Below are 16,655 nucleotides of genomic sequence, written 5' to 3'. Positions count from 1 at the left end.
TGCGATGTGGTCACGATGTCTTCGTAGTGGTGCACGAAACCCTGCGCGTCTTCGATGACGACGGTGACGCGGACCTCGTGGGGGTTGAGACCCTTCGACAGGCTCAGGGACCCAGCCGGTTGCGGAGTCAGGGACCCAGCCGGTGAGTCGGCGGGCGGGGTCGGCGACCCCACCCGCTCGAATCGCCCGCGGATCACTCCGGCACCGCGTGGTTCCACGGTGCGGTGTCGTCGGCGAGTTGCGGAGAGCATCCGCCCCCTGACCTCAGACAACCCGCGCACGCGATGCAGGTCGTGCCCGCGTTCGCGCGTGAGCACGCCCCGTTCGGGCGTGCGGTCGTGTGCCGCTGCGCGCGGCGAAGCATGTGCTGCCATTCGAATCCTGCTCCCCCATCCCATCGACCCGCCTCCCGCGAACCCCAGTGCAGACAGAGTGCTGAAGAGCTGGGTGGAGGCGAGCCGACTTGGGGAGGCTTCTCCACCCAGCAACCCGAACGAACGGGTTTCGACACTGGGGAGGGTCGAGTGGGGAGCAACTCCCCACACTGAGTTGACGGGTCGGGCGCCGGAATCTGTCGGCGGAATCCGAAAATCAGTCGCCGACGGTGCCGCGGGCTGTTCCGTTGAGCATCGCGCCGCCCTCGGTGCGACCGTCGAAACCGATGTCGTAGGTGACCTCGCCGGCCGACTCGTGCGCGACCTCGAAGCGTCCACCGCTCGGGGATTCACGGTCGGTGGTGCACGAGACGTCACCGCCCTCGACCAGGCAGTTCCACCCGCTGGGCGCGGTGACCGACTCGACATCGACCGAGAGATCCATCCGGAGAGTGCCCAGGGTGAACGACTCGTCCTGCACGGTGATCGCCATGTCGAACTCGCTGTGCTCGGCGTCGACCTGCTCGGAGGTCATGCTCAGCGAACCCAGCGGCGTCTCGGCGAAGAACCACGTCTTCGTGACGAACGTCACCACGACCACGGTCATGAGCACGAGCGCCGTCGCGGCCGCCGCGAGCATCGCCGTCGTGCGCGCCCATTCGTGCCAGAAGGACGACCCGGAACCCGCATCGGCGGGAGCATCCGCCGACGCCGAGGGCTCCGCACCGTCGACCGGCAGTTCACTCGCCTCGGCCGTGCCCGCCGGACCCGCCAGCGCCACCGCACCCGCGAGCGGGAGCACGCCGAGCGTCGCGAGGCCGGCGAACCGCTTCCACGAGCGACGGCAGTACGGGCACGTGCGGTAGTGGTCGGCGGAGCGGCCGCCCTTGGTGCCCTCGGGTGTGTCGCCCACCGCTTCGGGCAGCAACTGCGCGGCGGCCACGCACTCCGGGCGGGCGTTCTCCTCGAGCAGCAGACGCAGCGTCGTGCGGCGCAGATTGCCCTTCGCCCGACGCGACAGCGAATAGATCGCGGATGCCGGACGCGCCATGTGCTCTTCGAGGTCACGCGGTTTGCGCCCCTCGAGCACGGTCGCGACGAGCACGCGCTGCTGGTCGGACGGCAACTCGGCGAGCGCCTTGCGCACGATCGCCAGCTCGGACTCGATCTCGAGCTCGCGGATGCGCGGATCGGCGTTCGACGCCGGCTCCTCGACGTTGTCGAGCGGGGCGACCTTCGACCGCGGCGAACGGAAGTCGTCGCGGATGCGGTTGCGCATCGTCTGCGCGATGTACGCCGGCACGTTCTCGGTCGGGCCTGTGCCCTGCGACCACTTGGCGAGCACCATCAGCAGCGCATCGCCGAGCAGGTCATCGGCATCGTGTGTGATCCCCGCCACCCGCTTGGCCGTGAGGGTCAGCGACGGCAGCATCAGCGAGAAGTACTCGCCCGCCGCATCGCGATCGCCGGTCGCCGCCCGGCGCACGATCTCCGCCGTGGCGTCGGGGTCGAGAGAGGGCGTATCGACGGAGTCGTCTTCGGACGCCGTGTCGGCATCCGACGCATCCGGGGGAAGCGCGTCCGTCATCACTTTCCTCATCGAGTCGCAGGGGCGGGAACGCAGCAGAACCGAGCATGCTGTCGCCGAGCGGCAACGATACACCGCCGAGCCGACGTGTGGCATCACCAAGCGTCGGCTCGGGGGCGAACTGTGGATAAGTGAGGGCGAATGTTGCGGGCCCTGATCGGGTGGGCCCGCACTCTCAAGACGAGTGAAACTCGCGAATCTGTCGGCCCTGGACGGCGGTGTCGGACGGCGGCGTCAGATGGCGGAGATGCGCCAGGCCGCCGCGTGCGACTCCCCGGGATCGAGCACCACCAGGTCGACTCCCGAGTTGAAGGCATCCGGAGGGCACGTCATCGGCTCGACCGCGAGGCCGATCCGGTTCGTCTCGGGCAGCGGGGTGTCGGCCGTGTGCACCTGCACCCACGGGCAACGCTCGTCGAACGTGATCGCGACGCCGTGACCGTCGGCCGCGAGTACCGTCACCGCGGCTATACCCGACGGATGCCGTTCGAGAGACGTGAACGCGTGATCGATGAACGTCTCACCGATCAGCCGCTCCTCACGGAAATCGAACTCGGGCACCAGCTCCACGGACTCGACGCGCACCGGGCTCAGGCGATCCTCGGTGACGAGCAGCACCTCGGATGCCGGCAGGCTCAGCGTCCAGGCATCCACGCCGCCGTCGCCCGCCCACAGGTACGGGTGCGGTCCCGTGCCCCACGGCGCGGGCACGTCGTCGAGGTTCGTCGCGGTCACCGTCTGGGTGAGTCCGTCGATGCCGACCGCGTACTCGGTCTTCACCATCACGCGGAACGGGTAGCCGTCCTGCGCGGGGATCGTCGCCTCCAGCGTCACCCGATCGGATGCCGTCGCCACCACGTCCCAGTCGGTCCAGGCGAGCAGCCCGTGCAGGGCGTGCCCGCGCGCGGGCTCGGTGAGTGCGAGCCGGTGATCGACACCGCCGAACGAGTAGGTGCCGTCGACGACACGGTTCGGCCACGGGGCGAGGGTGGCTCCGCGGTAGGCGGGGCGCACGGCATCCGCTTCGAAGGGCACGACCAGGTCGCGACCCTGGAAGGTCAACGCGCGCAAGGAGGCGCCGACGCTCGCGATCGTCGCCTCGTAGCCGTCGGAGAAGATCGTGAACTGGCGGCCGGAACGGGGGGTGGGGGTCATTGGATCCACGTTACTTGTGTCCTTCGTCTCGCTTCGCTCGCTCAGGAACCGGGTGTCTCGGCGGGGCCCTTCGACAGGCTCAGGGACCCAGTGTCGACCAGGCTCAGGACCCAGCTCGTGGGTCGCTGAGCCTGTCGAAGCGTCCCGCCCGGAGAAACCGTCACAGGCCCTGGGCGAGGCGGTGGTAGGCCTGGTTCCAGCGCACCTGCTGCTGGAACTCGGGCAGGCGGGTCGCGTCGTCGATCACGAGCAGTTCGACCTCCGCCATCTCGGCGAAGTCGCGGAACGCCTCGATGCCGACGGCCGTCGACATCACGGTGTGGTGCGCGGCTCCGGCGGTGAGCCAGGCCGCCGCGCTGGTCGGGAAGTCGGGCTGCGGCTTCCAGACGGCGCGGCCGACGGGTAGCTTCGGCAGCGCCGCGGTCGGCTCGACGTTCTCGACGACATTGGCCGTGAGACGGAACCGGTCGCGCATGTCCGACAGCGCCACCACGACCGCCGGCCCCGGGTCGGCCGTGAAGACCAGGCGCACCGGGTCGTCCTTGCCGCCGATCCCGAGCGGATGCACCTCGAGGGTCGGCTGCTGCGACGACAATGACGGCGAGACCTCGAGCATGTGCGCCCCGAGGATCACCTCTTCGCCCGGGGTCATGTCGTAGGTGTAGTCCTCCATCAGGCTCGCCCCACCGGGCAGGCCGGCACCCATCACGTTCGCGACGCGCACGAGCAGCGCGGTCTTCCAGTCACCCTCGGCGCCGAACCCGTAGCCCTCGGCCATCAGGCGCTGCACCGCGAGACCGGGCAGCTGTGTGAGCGCGCCGAGGTCTTCGAACGAGGTCGTGAACGCGCCGAAACCACCCTCCTCCAGGAACGAGCGCAGACCGATCTCGATCGCCGCGCCGTCGCGAAGCGACGGGTGGCGCTCTCCCCCGCGACGCAGTTCGGGCGCCACCGCGTAGAGCTCCTCGTACTCGGCGACGAGAGCGTCGATCTCGGCCTCCGAGGCGGCGGCGACGGCATCCGCCAGGTCGTTCACGCCCCAGGTGTTGACCTGCACGCCGAAGCGCAGCTCGGCCTCGGTCTTGTCACCCTCGGTGACCGCGACGAAGCGCATGTTGTCGCCGAACCGGGCCAGCTTCAGCGACCGCGCCGCCGCGAGGCCGGCCGCCGCGCGCTGCCAGGTCGCGAGCTCGGCGCGCACGCGCGGATCGCTCGCGTGGCCGACGATCGTCTTGCGCGGGATGCCGAGGCGGGTCTGGATGTACCCGAACTCGCGGTCTCCGTGCGCCGCCTGGTTGAGGTTCATGAAGTCGAAGTCGATCTCGCTCCACGGCAGCGCCACGTTGTGTTGCGTGTGCAGGTGCGCGAGTGGCTTGCGCAGGCTGTCGAGCCCCGTGATCCACATCTTCGCCGGGCTGAACGTGTGCATCCAGGCGACGACGCCGATCACGCGGTCGTCGGCGTTCGCCTCGAGGGCGATGCGGCGGATCGCGTCGGAGTCGGTGAGCACCGGCTTCCAGACGATGCGCACCGGCACATCGTCGGCCGCGTCGAGGATGCCGGCGATCTCCTGCGACTGAGCGGCGACCTGGGCCAGGGTCTCGGGGCCGTACAGGTGCTGGCTGCCGGTGAGGAACCAGATCTCGTAGCCGTCGAGCGACGTGGTCAGCGGGGTGCGGGTCATGAGGCGTCCTTCGGGTCCTGGCTGTTCTCCTGCGTGGGCAGGGCGGTGATGGCGGCGGCCTCGATGGCGAGGCCCGCGCGGTAGCGGTCGAGGTAGGCGGCGAACCCGGCGACGTCGGTCGGGCCGGGTTCGGCGGTGGTGACGGATGCCCCGGCGAAGACCGTCTCGTCGAGGTACGCCGCGAGCGGGCGGTCGGCGTGATCGAGGTACGCGGCGAGCACGGCGATGCCCCACGCCCCGCCCTCGGCGGCGAGATCGCCGACGTCGACCGGGGTGTCGAGGGCCGCGGCGAGGAAGCGCTGCGCCACGCCCGCCGTGCGGAACAGGCCGCCGTGAGCGAACATCCGCTCGATACGCACGCCGTCGGCGGCGAGGATCCGCATGCCCAGGGCGAGCGTGCCGAAGACGCCGTAGATCTGCGCCCGCATCACGTTCGCCAGGGTGAAAGAAGCATCCGGGGTGCGCACGAAGAGCGGGCGGCCCTGGTCGAGTCCGACCACCGGCTCACCGGCGAGATGGTTGTAAGCGAGGAGGCCACCGGCATCCGCGTCGCCCTGCAGCGCCTCGGCGAACAGGGTGGCGAAGACCTGATCCTCGTCGACGAATTGCCCGTTCGCGACCGTGAACCGGTGGAACAGCGCGGCCCAGGCGCCGAGCTCGCTCGCGCCGTTGTTGCAGTGCACCATCGCGACCGTCGCGCCGGCGGGGGTCGCGACCAGGTCGAGCTCTTCGTGCACGGTGGGCAGCGGTTTCTCGAGCACCACCATCGCGAAGATGCTCGTGCCCGCGCTGACGTTGCCGGTGAGCGGGGCGACCGAGTTCGTCGCCACCATGCCGGTGCCCGCGTCGCCCTCCGGCGGGCAGAGCGGAATACCGGGCTGGAGCGCGCCGGTCGGGTCGAGGAGCGCGGCCCCCTCGGGGGTGAGGGCACCGGCATCCGCCCCCGCCGGGAGCACGGACGGGAGCAGCGGACGCAGATCGCGGCCGGTGTGGTCGCGGTAGGCCTGGAGCAGGTGCTCGTCGTAGTCGATCGCGGCGGAATCGATCGGGAACATGCCCGAGGCATCCCCCACTCCGAGCACGGTACGGCCGGTCAGACGCTCGTGCACGTGCCCGGCGAGGGTGTTGATCGACGCGACGTCGGCGACGTGCGGTTCACCGTCGAGCGCCGCCTGGTGCAGGTGTGCGACCGACCAGCGCTGGGGGATGTTGACGCCCAGAACTTCGGTGAGTTCCGCCGAGGCCTCGCCCGTGCTCGTGTTGCGCCAGGTGCGGAACGGCACGAGCAGGGTGCCGTCGGCATCGAAGGCGAGGTAGCCGTGCATCATCGCCGATATACCAATCGACCCGAACGAGGAAGGGCGGATGCCGTGGCGCTCCTGCGCGTCGTCGACCAGTGCGGCGTACGCCGTCTGCAGCCCCGACCACACCTCGTCGAGCGGGTAGGTCCAGCGGCCGTCGACGAAACTGTTCTCCCACGTGTGCGACCCCGTCGCCAGCACCTCGGCGGTGTCGGCGTCGATCAGGCAGGCCTTGATGCGGGTCGATCCGAGCTCGATGCCGAGGGCGGTGCGGTTGCGCGCGATGAGCTCGGCGGTGGTCCCTGAGCTCCGACGAAGGGTCATCGGCGAGCGTCCGCGCTCTGGCCGTACACGTTCTGATACCGGTCGAACAGGCGGTCGATCGCCTCCTGCGGGAGGGGGATCACCGGGCCGGCCTCGCGGGCGTAATGCACGGTGCGGGCGACGTCTTCGACCATGACCGCGGCCTTCACGGCATCCTTCGCGTCGACCCCGATCGTGAACGGGCCGTGGTTCTGCATGAGCACCGCGCGACTGCGGTGACCGCTCAGCGTCTCGACGATGCCGCGACCGATCGAGTCGTCGCCGATGATCGCGAACGGGCCGACCGGGATCGGGCCGCCGAACTCGTCGGCCATCGCCGTGATGACGCAGGGGATCTCCTCGCCGCGCGCCGCCCAGGCGACCGCGAACGTGGAGTGCGTGTGCACGACCCCGCCGACCTCGGGCATGTGCCGGTAGACGTAGGCGTGCGCCGCGGTGTCGCTCGACGGGCTGCGCTCGCTGCCGGGGGCACCGGGGATCGCGGTGCCGTCGAGGTCGCAGAGGATCATGTTCGAGGGCACGAGATCGTCGTAGCTCACGCCCGAGGGCTTGATCACGAACAGGTCGGCGCCGGGCACGCGGCCCGAGACGTTGCCACCGGTCCAGACGACCAGGCCGTTGCGCACGAGTTCTCCGTGCAGGCGGGCGACATCGGCGCGGGTGCGGTCGATCGCCGCCTGGATGTCGGGGGCGTATCGGGGGGCGTCGTCGCTCATGGCACCTCGTCGTGGTTTCGACTGTGACCGGTCACAGTTAGTGTCACGGGAAGCCTACGGCGGGGGTGGCGGCGCGGTCAAGCGCCCTTCGTCTCGCTGCGCTCGCTCAGGATCCGGGTTTCTACCGGCACCCGGTCCCTGGCGCAGCGACGAGACGGAGGGCGCCCCCGAGAAACGCCTCAGACCCGCGGTTCCGCGATCGAGTCGCGCACCACGAGCTCGGGCACGATCGACTCCGCGGATGCCGCGGCATCCCCCGCGATCACCGCCTCGACCGCTCGTCGTGCGAGCTCGTCGAAGTCCTGACGCACCGTCGTCAACCGCGGCCACGCGTACGCCGCCTCCGGCAGGTCGTCGAAGCCGACGACACTGATCTCCCCTGGCACCGGGACACCCGCCGCGTGCAGCGCGCCGATCAGGCCGAGCGCCATCTGGTCGTTCGCCGCGAACACCGCCGTGACTCCGGCCTCGCGCAACGCCGGCGCCGCCTCGAACCCGGCGCGTGCGGTCCAGTCGCCGACCACGGTGAGCACCGGCTCGAGTCCGCGGGCTGCGAGCTCGGCCGCGAACCCCTCGGCACGGGACTCCGCCTCGAGCCAGTCTGCGGGTCCGGCGAGGTGCGCGATGCGGGTGTGCCCGGCATCCGCCAGCGCCCCCACCGCCAGCCGCGCACCGGCGACCTGGTCGACGCCGACCCCGCGCGCATCGTGGCCGGCCGAGTGCAGGGTCACGATCGGAACCCCCACCGTGACGGTGTCGAGCATCCGCAGCGTGCGCGCGTGCGGGGCGACGACGAGGATCCCCTCGACCCCCTGGGCGACGAGATGATCGACCGCGGCCGACACCGACGCCGTGTCATCGGCATCCGCGAAAGCCGCGCTCACCCAATACCCGGCGGCGCGGGCGGATGCCTCGATCGCCGCGATGCTGCGCGACGGACCGAACTGCAGCGCATCCGAGGCGAGGATCCCGAGCGTCCGCGACCGGCGCGTGCCCAGCGCGCGGGCGGCGTTGTTCATGCGGTAGCCGAGCTCGCGCATGGCCTTCTCGACCCGCTCGCGCGTGGCGTCGGCGACATCCGGATGCTCGTTCAGCACCCGCGAGACGGTCTGCCGCGAGACCCCGGCGAGCGCGGCGACGTCACGCACTCCGACCGCTCGCCCGCTGTTGTCCACCACGTCGAGGAGTCTAGGCGGCGCGGCATCCCGTCCCTAACTCAGGAAGATCGTGCCGAAACGCGCCCGAAAGCCCCGATACAGGGCCCGAGCGTGGAGTTCTTCCTGAGTTGGGTACGGGCGGGTTGCGCGACTACCCCGCGACGACGGCGAGGGGGTCGGTCCACAGCGGGCGGAACGCGAGTTCGGCCGCGCCGACGAGCAGCCGGTCCGACCCGAGGGCCGCGGTGCGCAGTTCGACGACCTCGGCGCTCTCGCTCATCGCGAGTCGCGAGACCTCGGCCGCGAGGGTGTCGTGCTCGGCGTCGTCGAGCAGCGCGAGGAATCCGCCCAGCACGACCACCGCGGGATTCAGCACGTTCACCGTGTTGGCGAGAGCGCTGCCGAGCACCCGGGCCTGCCGGGCGACCTCTGCTTCGGCGGCGGGGAGGGCTGCCGCGTCGAGCGCGGCGGCGAGCGCTGCATCATCGGCGTCATCGAGGCCGAGGAGCGCCAGCAGATGCCGCCGGTTCACCTCTTCTTCGAGCACGCCGTCGGGGGTGCGGCGGTCGGCGTCGTCGTCGATACGGGGGCGGTTGTGACCGAACTCCCCCGCATAGCCGTTCGCCCCGGTCGCAGCCCGCCCGTGGATCACGAGCCCGCCTCCGATGCCCGAGGCGCCTCCGTTGAGGTAGACGAGTTCGTCGATGTCGCGGCCGGCGCCGAAGAGGTGCTCGGCGAGCGCGCCGAGGGTCGCGTCGTTGTCGACCGCGGTGCGGATGCCGGTGAGCTCCTCGATCCGCGCGGCGAGCGGTTCATCGGTCCAGGCGAGGTGCGGGGCGTTGCGCACGACGCCGTCGGCGGTGCGCACCAGCCCGGGCACGGCGACGCCGATCCCGATCACGGTGCTGTGCAGGAGGGCATCCGTCTGCCAGTGCGCCAACCGGGCGGCGACGAGCGCGGCGACCTCGGCGGCGGTCGGGGTGGTCGTGTTGACGATGCGTTCGCGCACGACGATGCGGCGGTCGAGGGCGACGGCGGCGATCTCGACCGCGTCGACCTCGGGGTGCACACTGATCGCGACGACGGATGCCGAGGGCGCGACCACCGGCGAGGGGCGACCGGCGCGCGACGAGGATTCCGGCGGGCGCTCATCGACGAGCCCGGCCGCGGCCAGCTCGTAGACGAGGGCGGCGATGGTCGAGCGGTTGAGCCCGGTGGACTCCGTGAGGGCCGACCGGGACTGGGCGCCGTCGTGATGGACGATCGACAGGATCCGCGCGAGGTTCGCTTCGCGGGAGCGCGGGGTGGTCTGGTCACGGGGCACGTTCCCACTTTAGGGGTGCGGATGCGGCCTGTCATCGGTTATGTTGTGAATCACAACTTATTGCGCCGCGGCATCCGCCCGGCCCCGCAGACCACCGCAGCACTCGCAGAGGAGCGATCATGCCCACCCCCACCCGCGACGACAAGTTCTCCTTCGGACTCTGGACGATCGGCTACAACGGCACCGACCCGTTCGGCGGCCCCACCCGCCCGGCGCTCGACGTCGTGCACGCCGTCGAGAAGCTGTCGGAGCTCGGCGCCTACGGCCTCACCTTCCACGACGACGACCTGTTCGCCTTCGGATCGACGGATGCCGAGCGTCAGACCCAGATCGACCGCCTGAAGGGTGCGCTCGCCGACACCGGCGTCGTGGTGCCGATGGTGACCACCAACCTCTTCAGCGCCCCCGTCTTCAAGGACGGCGGCTTCACGTCGAACGACCGCCAGGTGCGCCGCTTCGCGCTGCGCAAGGTGCTGCGCAACCTCGATCTCGCCGCCGAGCTCGGGGCGAAGACCTTCGTGATGTGGGGCGGCCGCGAGGGCGCCGAGTACGACTCCGCGAAGGACGTGCGCGCGGCCCTCGAGCGCTACCGCGAGGCCGTCAACCTGCTCGGCGACTACGTGACCGACAAGGGTTACGACATCCGCTTCGCGATCGAGCCCAAGCCCAACGAGCCCCGCGGCGACATCCTGCTGCCGACGCTCGGCCACGCGATCGCGTTCATCGACTCGCTCGAGCGCCCCGAGCTCGTGGGCGTCAACCCCGAGGTCGGCCACGAGCAGATGGCGGGCCTCAACTTCACCGCCGGCATCGCCCAGGCGCTGTACCACGGCAAGCTCTTCCACATCGATCTCAACGGTCAGCGCGGCATCAAGTACGACCAGGACCTCGTGTTCGGACACGGCGACCTGCACAACGCGTTCTCGCTCGTCGATCTGCTCGAGAACGGCGGCCCCGGCGGGGTTCCGGCCTACGACGGCCCGCGCCACTTCGATTACAAGCCGTCGCGCACCGAAGACGAGACCGGGGTGTGGGACAGCGCCGCCGCCAACATGCGCACCTACCTGCTGCTCAAGGAGCGCGCCGCGGCCTTCCGCGCCGATCCCGAGGTGCAGGAAGCACTGGCCGCCGCGAAGGTCGCCGAGCTCTCCGCTCCCACCCTCGACGAGGGCGAGTCTTACGACGACCTGCTCGCCGACCGCACGGCCTACGAGGACTTCGACGCGAACGCGTACCTCGGCGGCAAGGGCTTCGGCTTCGTTCGACTGCAGCAGCTCGCCACCGAGCACCTGCTCGGCGCCCGCTGAGTCCGGCGATGGCACTCGTCCTCGGGGTCGACTCCTCGACCCAGTCCTGCAAGGTGGTCGTCGTCGACTCCGAAACGGGTGCCATCGTGCGCTCGGGCCGTGCCGCGCACCCCGACGGCACGTCGGTCGATCCCGAGGCGTGGTGGGTCGCGCTGCAGCAGGCGATCGCGGATGCCGGTGGCCTCGACGACATCGACGCCTGGGCCATCGGCGGCCAGCAGCACGGCATGGTCGCACTCGACGCCGAGGGCCGCGTCATCCGCGATGCGCTGCTGTGGAACGACACCCGCTCCGCGCAGGCGGCCGACGATCTGATCGGCGAGTTCGGGGCATCCGTTCTCGCCGATCGCACCGGCCTCGTACCGGTCGCGTCGTTCACGATCACGAAGCTGCGCTGGTTGCGCGACCATGAACCCGACAACGCCGCCCGTGTCGCGGCCGTCGCGCTGCCGCACGACTGGCTCATCTGGCGCCTGCGCGGTTTCGGACCCGAGCGACCCGACCTCGGCGAGCTGGTGACCGACCGTTCGGATGCCTCGGGCACCGGTTACTGGAGCCCTCGCACCGGTGAGTACGACCGCGAACTTCTCGTCGCCGCGCTCGGTCGCGACGCCGTGCTGCCGCGGGTGCTCGGCGCCCGGGAATCGGTGACGGATGCCGCGGGCCGACGCGTCGCGCCCGGTGCCGGCGACAACGCCGCCGTCGCCCTCGGGGTCGGCGCGCGCACCGGCGACGTGGTGGTGTCGATCGGAACCTCGGGCACGATCTTCGCGGTGACCGACCGGGGCGTCGCCGATCCGACCGGGATCGTGGCGGGCTTCGCGGATGCCGCCGATGGCTACCTGCCCCTCGTCTGCACCCTCAACGCCGCGCGCGTGCTCGACGTGATCGCGCGACTGCTCGGCGTCGACCACGACGGGTTGAGCGCTCTCGCGCTCGAGGCGCCGCCCGGCGCGGACGGTCTCGAACTCGTGCCGTACTTCGAGGGTGAGCGCTCGCCCAACCTGCCCGAGGCTACCGCGAGCCTGAACGCCATGACGCTCGCCTCGACGACGCGCGAGAACCTGGCGCGCGCCGCGGTCGAGGGGATGCTGGGCGGGCTGCGATTCGGCCTCGACGCGCTGCGCGAGCTCGGCATCCCGCTCGATCGCGTGCTGCTCGTCGGTGGGGGCGCGCAGTCTCTCGCCGTGCGCGAGATCGCGCCGCGGGTCTTCGGGTTGCCGGTCGAGGTGCCGGAGGCCGCGGAGTACGTCGCCGTCGGCATGGCCCGTCAGGCGGCATCCGTCCTGGCCTGGCTCGCCTGACACGCCTGCGCGGAGAGGCCGCGACGAGGCCGGGTCAGCTCATCGTCGCGACGAAGACCGGGGTCAGTGCGGCCATCATCGCGGCCGAGATGACCATCGTCACCGCGCGCGAGACGGCATCTCCCGTCGGGCTGCCCGCGGTGAGCTGCTCGATGCGTCTCTTGAGCTGACCCGACGAGATAAGCCCCACCTCGTCGCGCAGCAGCGGGTGAGCCGCGTTCATGCCCTGCAGGATCGCGAGCAGCGCGAGGTCGGCCTGGGTCGGCGCGAGCGAGCCCGCGATCACGGCGGCAAGGCGCGAACGCAGCAGCGTCTCGGGCCCCGGGTCGGACTCGGGGGTGCGCTCGGCGCCCCACCCGAAGAAGCCCCGCTCGCCCCGCGCCAGAACTCCCTGCACGACCAGGGACTCGACGACGTCGTGCAGAGGATCGAGCTTCGACCGCATCACGAGCGACTGCAGCTTCTTGCCGTTCACCGGCGCGAGACGGGAGAGCGCGGCATCCAGCACCGGATGCCCGGTGGGCTCGGCGGAGACGATCGTGATCACGGGGTTCTTGCCCTCCCCCACGGTGACGCGATGATGCAGCACGAGGTCGACGATCACGGCCGCGATCTCGCCGAACGGGCGGTTGGTGCTCACGCTCGACTCGACCCGGCCATCCGGCCGGAGCAGCAGCAGGTGCAGTTCCTCGACGATCAGCATGTCCTCACGGTATGCCGCGGCATCCGCCCGCCGCATCCCCCGTGAGGCGGATGCTGCGCGAGAGGCTGCGACGCTTCGACGGGCTCAGCGACCCAGAGTGAACTGGGTCCCTGAGCCTGTCGAAGGGCCCGCGCCGAGTTACTCGGCCGCGGCGATCTTCTTCACGTCGTCGCTGTTGAGCAGACGGAACGCGAGGGCCGCGAGAGCGCCGCCGACGATCGGGGCGACGATGTAGAGCCACAGCGAGCTCCAGGCGAAGTGGCCGCTGACCGAAAGGCCGAGCGCGACCGCCGGGTTGAAGCCGCCGCCCGAGATGGAGCCGACCGTGGTCGCGCCGACGAACACGACGCCACCGATCGCGAGGCCGTAAAACGAGTTGCCCGCGGTTCCCTTGGCCGTCGCCACGTTGAGCACGACGTACACGAGGAAGAACGTGAAGATCGCTTCGACGAGGAACGCGGGGCCGACCTGCACGACCATTGCCTCCTTCTCGGGCGCCCACCAGACGGCGCTGACGAGAGCGGCGAGCACGCCACCGATGGCCTGGGCCACGATGTACGCGATCAGGTCGGCGACACTGAGACCGCCGCGCACGAAGACACCCACCGTGACGGCCGGGTTGAGGTGCGCGCCCGAGATGTGCCCGGTGGCGAAGATCAGCACGGCGAGCGCGAAGCCGATCGCGAGCGGCGTCAGCGGGCTGCCGCTGTTGACCGCGCCGATGATGCTGAGAACGAAGAGGAAGGTGGCGAGCGCTTCTGCGACCGCCTTGCGTGCCGTACCGGTCATGGATGTACCCCGATTTCTGAGATGAGGATGAGCGATCCCCCCTGGACCGCCGGCTGAAAACTATCGGCACATCGCCCGGGCGTGTCGCCAGACGCGCGGCATTCCTGAGAAATCGCTGAACGAATCTCACCCTGTCAACCCCGTCGTCGACAGCGGATGCCGCGCCTAACGTCACAGGGACCACGACCCAGGAGGCCCCCATGAGCAGCACCCCGACCGAACCGCACGACGACGAGTCCTTCGACGAGAACCGCCGGGATCAGCTCACGTCCGCTCCGGACGCCACCGAAGCCGACGCCGCTCCCCGCATCGACGTGAGCGAGCACGACGGAACGACGCGCATCGACATCCGTGACGACGCCGAGGTTCGACCCGGGGCCGGACCGGGGATGCCGGAGGCCGACGGCGAATAGCCCTCGGCCCTCCGGCTCAGATCACTCGACCGGCGGCTCGACGCACGGCACCGCTGCGGCGTTGACCGCCTCGCGGTACTGCTCCGCGGTGAACGGCAGGCCGAACTCGGGGGCCGTCTGACCGTCGACGGCCGGGGCCTTCGACCCGATCGCGGCGAGCTCCCAGGCGAGGGACTGCGCGATGCCGGCACCCGCGGTCGAGTTGTTCAGCACCACGGCGACGGTGAAACCGCTCGTCGGGTCGGAGTAGGCGGCGGTCGCGTAACCGGGCGTCCATCCGTGCTGACCGACCATCGAGCCGACCAGGAACGCGCCACCGGTCGCCTGGTACCAGGACTCGGCACCGTCGAACGCGGGCAGCGGCGCGGCGAAGCGGTTGGGCTCCTCCTGCGTGCGCAGCACCTGACGGGCCTCGGCCTGCGCATAGCGGCCGAGGTCGGCGATCGTCGAGACGGCACCCGAATCGGTGTACCCCGCGCTCGACGACAGCTTCGTGATGTCGACCGGGGCGCTGCATGCGAATCCGCCCTCGACCGGGTTCAGATAGTGGCCCTTGAGCACGTCACCGGTCGACGGCGCGGCCGAAGCCGACGCCGGGAGCGAGGTGTTCGCGAGCCCGAGCGGCTCGGTCACGTACTCGGCGATCAGCTGCGAGGCCGACATGCCGGAGGCGCGCTCGAGCGCGAGGCCGAGCAGCAGGTACCCGGCGTCGGAGTCGCGGTACGTGGTGGCGACGGGCGTGCGCGGAGCGGCGAGACCGAAGCCGGCCAGCTCGAGCGGAGCCCACACCCGATCGGGGGTCTTCAGCCACTCGGCCTTGATCTTCTCCTCCGACGAACCGAGGCCCGCGGTGCCGTTGCACAGGTCGAGGAGCGTGACGTCCTTGAGGTCGGGCACACCCGACACGTAGTCCGGCACGGCACCGTCAAGGTCGACCGTGCCCTCGTCGGCGAGCGCGTAGAGCACGTCGCACGTCATGAGGCGCGTGACATCGGCGATGCGGAACGACATGTCGACATCGACCGGGGTCTCACCACCGGGCTCCTGCGAGCCGATGGCGGTCACCCACTGACCGCTCCACGGCGCCCAGACCCCGACGATCGCGGCAGACGAGCCCGACGCGCGGATGGCGTTGTCGACGGCTTCCTGCATCTGCGCGGTCATGTCGTCGGGCAGAGCACCGTCGACCTGTGCCGGAGGCTCGTAGGTGAAGCTGTCTTCGGAGGTGCATCCGGTGAGGACGAGTCCGAGCACGACCGCACTGGCCGCGGCGGCGCGCCAGCGGCGCGACGAGAGAAGCTGCATGTAGGAAACCCCCGAAGATGTGTCTCCCGATTCTAGAGCGCCGATCCTGAAAGACGACATCGTGCCCCGGCATCCGCCGACGTTCTATGGTGAGGAGGTGCCCCACATCTTCGATCACGCCGTGACCGCCGCCGTCCTGCACCACATGAACGACGACCACACCGACGACAACCTGCTCATCGCCCGCGCCTTCTCGACGGCGTCGGATGCAGAGGTGACGGATGCCGTCATGACCGGGTTCGACGGCGACGGCGGCACGTGGCAGGTTACCCGCGCCGGAGAGACCACGGAGCTCGTCGTGGCGTGGCCCGGCGGATCGATCACCGAGCGCCCCGAGGTGCGTCGCGAGATCGTCGCGCTCTACGACAAGGCCTGCGAGCGACTGGGCATCGAGCCCCGCCCGCACGCCTGAGAATCGGGTTTCGCACGGCGACATTCGGGTTTCGCCAAAGGTAAGGCTCCCCTTACACTAAAGTCATGCCCGAGATCCTCTCCTTCTCCGCCGCCCTGCGCGAGCGCTCGTCCGGATCGCACTCCCGCAGCGAGACCGCCGGCTTCATGTCCGACCTCCTGAAGGGCGAGGGCTCCCGCGAGGACTACATCTCGCTCGTCGCCCAGCACTACTTCATCTACGAGGCGCTCGAAGGAGCCGGCGACCGCATGCGCCAGGACCCGATCGCCGCCGTCTTCATCACCGACAAGCTCACGCGCCTGCCCGCACTCGAGGCCGACCTGGAGTTCCTGCTCGGGGCCGACTGGCGCGCGCAGATCGTGCCGCTGCCGACCACGCAGCGCTACGTCGAGCGCATCAATCAGGTCGGCGCGACCTGGGCCGGCGGATTCGTCGCCCACCACTACACGCGTTACCTCGGCGACCTCTCGGGTGGCATCTTCATCGGCCGCGTGATGGCCCGCCGCTTCGGCTTCGAGACCAACGGCATCGGCTTCTACCTCTTCGACGACATCGCCGACCCGGCGGCCTTCAAGGACGTCTACCGCGAGCAGCTCGACGCTGCCCCGTGGGACGAGGCCGAGCGCGAGCGCGTCATCGACGAGGTCCTCCTCGCCTACCGCTTCAACACCGAGCTCTTCGAAGACCTCGACCGGGCACGCGCCGCGGCGTAAGTCCTCGCGCGGGGCGCTTCGACACGCTCAGCGAACCAGTTCAGCTCAGCGCACCAGTTTCGGGCCCAGCGACCCAGTTTCGCGCG

At 70.4% G+C, this 16,655-nt stretch carries 15 protein-coding genes; 5 read left to right on the top strand and 10 right to left on the bottom strand.

The features are described from left to right. Positions 1–591 precede the first annotated feature (591 nt). From ACIQTT_RS11780 to ACIQTT_RS11750, 7 genes are all read right to left on the bottom strand, one after another. Entirely contained in the window at positions 592–1,962 is a 1,371-nt protein-coding gene (locus ACIQTT_RS11780) for an RNA polymerase sigma factor (RefSeq protein ID WP_402789928.1), read from the bottom strand. Between the two features lie 234 nt (positions 1,963–2,196). Next, positions 2,197–3,117: an aldose 1-epimerase family protein gene (locus ACIQTT_RS11775; protein WP_402789925.1), complete on the bottom strand. Its 921-nt coding sequence runs from the start codon at positions 3,115–3,117 to the stop codon at positions 2,197–2,199. 160 nt (positions 3,118–3,277) lie between these two features. Further along, the gene (araA, locus tag ACIQTT_RS11770) at positions 3,278–4,801 is read right to left on the bottom strand and encodes an L-arabinose isomerase (RefSeq protein WP_402789922.1); all 1,524 of its coding nucleotides are present in this window, start codon (positions 4,799–4,801) and stop codon (positions 3,278–3,280) included. Beyond that, on the bottom strand, positions 4,798–6,426 hold the full coding sequence (locus ACIQTT_RS11765) for a xylulokinase (RefSeq protein WP_402789920.1): 1,629 nt from the start codon (positions 6,424–6,426) through the stop codon (positions 4,798–4,800). The genes araA and ACIQTT_RS11765 overlap by 4 nt, the downstream gene beginning before the upstream one ends. Beyond that, complete coding sequence (locus ACIQTT_RS11760) at positions 6,423–7,142, bottom strand: L-ribulose-5-phosphate 4-epimerase (RefSeq protein WP_402789918.1); 720 nt, start codon at positions 7,140–7,142, stop codon at positions 6,423–6,425. The genes ACIQTT_RS11765 and ACIQTT_RS11760 overlap by 4 nt, the downstream gene beginning before the upstream one ends. A 179-nt stretch (positions 7,143–7,321) precedes the next feature. Continuing rightward, on the bottom strand, positions 7,322–8,320 hold the full coding sequence (locus tag ACIQTT_RS11755) for a LacI family DNA-binding transcriptional regulator (RefSeq protein ID WP_402789916.1): 999 nt from the start codon (positions 8,318–8,320) through the stop codon (positions 7,322–7,324). A gap of 130 nt (positions 8,321–8,450) precedes the next feature. Next, positions 8,451–9,623, bottom strand: coding sequence for an ROK family protein (locus tag ACIQTT_RS11750; protein ID WP_402789914.1), 1,173 nt, complete (start codon positions 9,621–9,623; stop codon positions 8,451–8,453). A gap of 119 nt (positions 9,624–9,742) precedes the next feature. Here ACIQTT_RS11750 and xylA point away from each other — a divergent pair, with 119 nt between their 5' ends. Continuing rightward, the gene (gene xylA / locus ACIQTT_RS11745; RefSeq protein ID WP_402789913.1) at positions 9,743–10,930 is read left to right on the top strand and encodes a xylose isomerase; all 1,188 of its coding nucleotides are present in this window, start codon (positions 9,743–9,745) and stop codon (positions 10,928–10,930) included. 8 nt (positions 10,931–10,938) lie between these two features. Continuing rightward, entirely contained in the window at positions 10,939–12,234 is a 1,296-nt protein-coding gene (gene xylB, locus ACIQTT_RS11740) for a xylulokinase (protein WP_402789911.1), read from the top strand. A 34-nt stretch (positions 12,235–12,268) separates the two neighbouring features. Here xylB and ACIQTT_RS11735 read toward each other — a convergent pair whose 3' ends face one another. Together ACIQTT_RS11735 and ACIQTT_RS11730 are read right to left on the bottom strand one after the other, a co-directional pair. Next, positions 12,269–12,937, bottom strand: a complete 669-nt coding sequence (locus ACIQTT_RS11735) for a GPP34 family phosphoprotein (RefSeq protein WP_402789909.1) — start codon at positions 12,935–12,937, stop codon at positions 12,269–12,271. A gap of 138 nt (positions 12,938–13,075) precedes the next feature. Next, entirely contained in the window at positions 13,076–13,726 is a 651-nt protein-coding gene (locus ACIQTT_RS11730) for an MIP/aquaporin family protein (protein ID WP_402789906.1), read from the bottom strand. A 200-nt stretch (positions 13,727–13,926) separates the two neighbouring features. Between ACIQTT_RS11730 and ACIQTT_RS11725 the strand changes: the two genes are divergently transcribed. After that, positions 13,927–14,139, top strand: a complete 213-nt coding sequence (locus ACIQTT_RS11725) for a multidrug transporter (protein WP_402789903.1) — start codon at positions 13,927–13,929, stop codon at positions 14,137–14,139. 21 nt (positions 14,140–14,160) lie between these two features. On the opposite strand, the gene ACIQTT_RS11720 is transcribed toward ACIQTT_RS11725, so the two are convergent. Further along, positions 14,161–15,444 (bottom strand): serine hydrolase domain-containing protein, encoded by a 1,284-nt coding sequence (locus ACIQTT_RS11720; protein ID WP_402789900.1) that lies wholly within the window; start codon positions 15,442–15,444, stop codon positions 14,161–14,163. Between the two features lie 97 nt (positions 15,445–15,541). Between ACIQTT_RS11720 and ACIQTT_RS11715 the strand changes: the two genes are divergently transcribed. Both ACIQTT_RS11715 and ACIQTT_RS11710 read left to right on the top strand, forming a co-directional pair. Then, positions 15,542–15,856, top strand: coding sequence for a DUF2470 domain-containing protein (locus ACIQTT_RS11715; protein ID WP_402789897.1), 315 nt, complete (start codon positions 15,542–15,544; stop codon positions 15,854–15,856). Positions 15,857–15,921: 65 nt separating this feature from the next. Next, entirely contained in the window at positions 15,922–16,569 is a 648-nt protein-coding gene (locus ACIQTT_RS11710; protein WP_402789894.1) for a heme oxygenase (biliverdin-producing), read from the top strand. Positions 16,570–16,655: the final 86 nt, after the last annotated feature.

Origin of the sequence: Microbacterium sp. NPDC090225, from assembly GCF_044772365.1 — a bacterium.
Classification (GTDB): Bacteria; Actinomycetota; Actinomycetes; order Actinomycetales; family Microbacteriaceae; genus Microbacterium.
Note: the sequence above shows the minus strand (reverse complement) of the source record. Positions and strands in the feature narration are given on the sequence as shown.

What these genes read in the sequence shown, in the direction of transcription:
- araA (WP_402789922.1), bottom strand. Translation starts at nt 4,801, where the DNA reads ATGACCCGCACCCCGCTGACCACGTCGCTCGACGGCTACGAGATCTGG.
- ACIQTT_RS11735 (WP_402789909.1), bottom strand. Translation starts at nt 12,937, where the DNA reads ATGCTGATCGTCGAGGAACTGCACCTGCTGCTGCTCCGGCCGGATGGC.
- xylB (WP_402789911.1), top strand. Translation starts at nt 10,939, where the DNA reads ATGGCACTCGTCCTCGGGGTCGACTCCTCGACCCAGTCCTGCAAGGTG.
- ACIQTT_RS11720 (WP_402789900.1), bottom strand. Translation starts at nt 15,444, where the DNA reads ATGCAGCTTCTCTCGTCGCGCCGCTGGCGCGCCGCCGCGGCCAGTGCG.
- ACIQTT_RS11725 (WP_402789903.1), top strand. Translation starts at nt 13,927, where the DNA reads ATGAGCAGCACCCCGACCGAACCGCACGACGACGAGTCCTTCGACGAG.
- ACIQTT_RS11730 (WP_402789906.1), bottom strand. Translation starts at nt 13,726, where the DNA reads ATGACCGGTACGGCACGCAAGGCGGTCGCAGAAGCGCTCGCCACCTTC.
- ACIQTT_RS11710 (WP_402789894.1), top strand. Translation starts at nt 15,922, where the DNA reads ATGCCCGAGATCCTCTCCTTCTCCGCCGCCCTGCGCGAGCGCTCGTCC.
- xylA (WP_402789913.1), top strand. Translation starts at nt 9,743, where the DNA reads ATGCCCACCCCCACCCGCGACGACAAGTTCTCCTTCGGACTCTGGACG.
- ACIQTT_RS11765 (WP_402789920.1), bottom strand. Translation starts at nt 6,426, where the DNA reads ATGACCCTTCGTCGGAGCTCAGGGACCACCGCCGAGCTCATCGCGCGC.
- ACIQTT_RS11775 (WP_402789925.1), bottom strand. Translation starts at nt 3,117, where the DNA reads ATGACCCCCACCCCCCGTTCCGGCCGCCAGTTCACGATCTTCTCCGAC.
- ACIQTT_RS11760 (WP_402789918.1), bottom strand. Translation starts at nt 7,142, where the DNA reads ATGAGCGACGACGCCCCCCGATACGCCCCCGACATCCAGGCGGCGATC.
- ACIQTT_RS11780 (WP_402789928.1), bottom strand. Translation starts at nt 1,962, where the DNA reads ATGACGGACGCGCTTCCCCCGGATGCGTCGGATGCCGACACGGCGTCC.